Genomic DNA, 2226 nt, shown 5'->3' with positions numbered 1-2226 from the left:
ATGCGCGCCGCGTCGAGCAGCAAATAGATGAGCGCCGGATGCATTGTGTCTTTCGATACGAGCAGCGCTGTTGCCGCGAGCAGCGTGACGTCGGTGCGCGGTAGGTCTTCGGCGACACTCGTAGATGCGCGCGGTAAGACGATTTTTGCAAGCGACGGGATTTTTTGAACCAGCGCATCGGCCTGCGAGAAACTCATCAACTTGAGACTGCTGTTCAGCAGCGTCTTCTGCATCTCGGCGTCCGGCCGCCCAATGAAGAAAGCAGCGTCGATTTGCCCGGTTTCGAGCCGCTGATAAGCCGCGGGCGCATCCATTTGCAGTAGTGTGGAATTCTGGCTCGTGACGCCGCTATAGCCGAGCAGCAACTGCGCGACGTTGAGCAGGCCACTGCCGGGCACGCCCATCGAAATTCTTTTGCCGCGCAATTGCGAGAGCTGGTCAACCGCAGTCTCGCCACGATAGAACACCCAGATGGGTTCATACGACACAGCGGCAATCGTCTGCAGTTTGTCGGTCTCTTTCGGACTCACGGTTCCCGACTGGATGAAACCGACGTCGTAGACGCTCTTCGGCTCCCTCAATCGTTCGTAATTTTCCACCGAGCCGGAAGAACCGCGTATATCCAGCTTGATACCCGCACGCTTTAAGATGGGCGCGTAGCGATCCGCAAAGCCGCGATAAATGCCGTTGTCCGCGCCACTGGTCATCACGATGGTGCGCTGGAAAGCGGGTTCGACCACGAGCATCATCAGCCAGCCGGAGGCGGCCGACAGAACAACCAGGCCGATGGCCAGCACGCGCCGCCTCGCCGGGGTGATGGGAGTTTTCTGGCTGCGTTGCAGCGCTGGATTGTGTCTGGGCATCATTGCCCGGCGTTCCAGGTTTCGCCGCAGCAGGGATTGCGGCGAAACCATGATCCGGTACGGGAGAAATGCCTACGATACCAACGAATGGAACGGCTTGGGGCGCAGGCACGGGAGTGCTGTCAGACCTGGTATCGGCCAGGTAGTGCTTAACCGACCGGTCGGAGCTTTCCGGCAGTCCCGGGAGCTCGGCGCGTGAGACACTCTTAGGCGGCGCGATCGCCGTGCAGCGGTAGCGGCGGCATTTGCGTGATGTGCGGATCCGGAGCCACCCGCCGTACAACGGGCGTGTCCGGCGTAGGATATCCCGCTTCTTCGAAGGTCGCTATGATCGCGCGATTGGTGTCGAAATAGACCTGCCAGTAGCTCTCTGTGTTGGTGTACGGCCGCACGCAGAGTAGCGGTCCTTCCGGTGTGAAGGAGAGCACTTCGACGTCCGGCGCGGGCGACTCTGTGACGTTTGGGATTCGCGCGACCGCAGCTTTTAATCGCGCGATTGCATCGAGTACATCGACGCCATTCGCGACTTTTGCGGTCAGCTCGACTCGCCGATGCGGCAGCAGGCTGAAGTTCAGGATTGTGTCGGAAAAGATCTTGTTGTTGCCGACAATCGCCGCGACGTTGTCGGGCGTGGTGATCGTCGTGCCGAACAGGCCGAGTTCGGTGACGGTGCCTGTGACGCCGCCGGCCGTTACGAAGTCGCCCACTTTGAACGGCCGTAACACCTGCATGAACACGCCCGCCGCAAAGTGCGCCAACAGTCCTCCCCATGCGGTGCCGATCGCGAGGCCCAGGCCAGCGAGCAGCGCAGCGAAGGAGGTGGTCTGAACCCCGAAGATCTGAAGGATCGCAAGAACGAGCAGCAGATTGAGAATGACGCCGAGGATCGAGCCGAGGTAGTGCGCGAGTGTGGGATCGACTCGGCCGTTGCGTGCAAGAAGTTTCCGCAACGCGCGAATGACGAGATTGATGAGCCAGCGGCCGACGATCCACACTGCGATGGCGCCGACCAGCATGATCGCGAAATCGACGCCACGCGTCATGATGAAAGCACGTACGGTCTCGAGGTTCATGTCTCGCTCCCGTTCTTCGTTCAGCGACAAAGCTGGGTGAGGCCCGTAACTGTTATAGGCGACTCGCCGCATGGCCGCAAGCCGATTCCGGGCCGGAGTATCGCCGCGCCTCCGTGGCTCGAGGCGTCTCGCTAATTCGAGCAGACGACGAACGAGCGCATGCTTAAGTGCTATGCCAAGGGCATGGAGGAACTTTTGGTCACCCTGCGCTCCCATCGGTCAGCGCTGGTCACTCAGCAACGCCGCGAACCGCGGATTGCCGGACGCGAGGGGCAGCGGCACGAAACACC

Annotated in this window: 2 protein-coding genes; both read right to left on the bottom strand. The window is 60.9% G+C overall.

Features of this window, described 5'->3' with window-relative positions; all coding sequences use genetic code 11:
• Positions 1-818 (bottom strand): TAXI family TRAP transporter solute-binding subunit (locus NCT32_RS19370; RefSeq protein WP_409241535.1); only part of this gene is annotated, 818 nt, incomplete at its 3' end.
• A 251-nt stretch (positions 819-1069) separates the two neighbouring features.
• Complete coding sequence (locus tag NCT32_RS19365; protein ID WP_061118576.1) at positions 1070-1936, bottom strand: mechanosensitive ion channel family protein; 867 nt, start codon at positions 1934-1936, stop codon at positions 1070-1072.
• Positions 1937-2226: the final 290 nt, after the last annotated feature.

This window comes from Caballeronia sp. INML2, from assembly GCF_023631365.1.
Taxonomy (GTDB): Bacteria; Pseudomonadota; Gammaproteobacteria; order Burkholderiales; family Burkholderiaceae; genus Caballeronia; species Caballeronia turbans.
The sequence above is the reverse complement of the archived record's forward strand: the minus strand, read 5'-3'. Positions and strand labels throughout refer to the sequence as shown.

What these genes read in the sequence shown, in the direction of transcription:
- NCT32_RS19365 (WP_061118576.1), bottom strand. Translation starts at nt 1,936, where the DNA reads ATGAACCTCGAGACCGTACGTGCTTTCATCATGACGCGTGGCGTCGAT.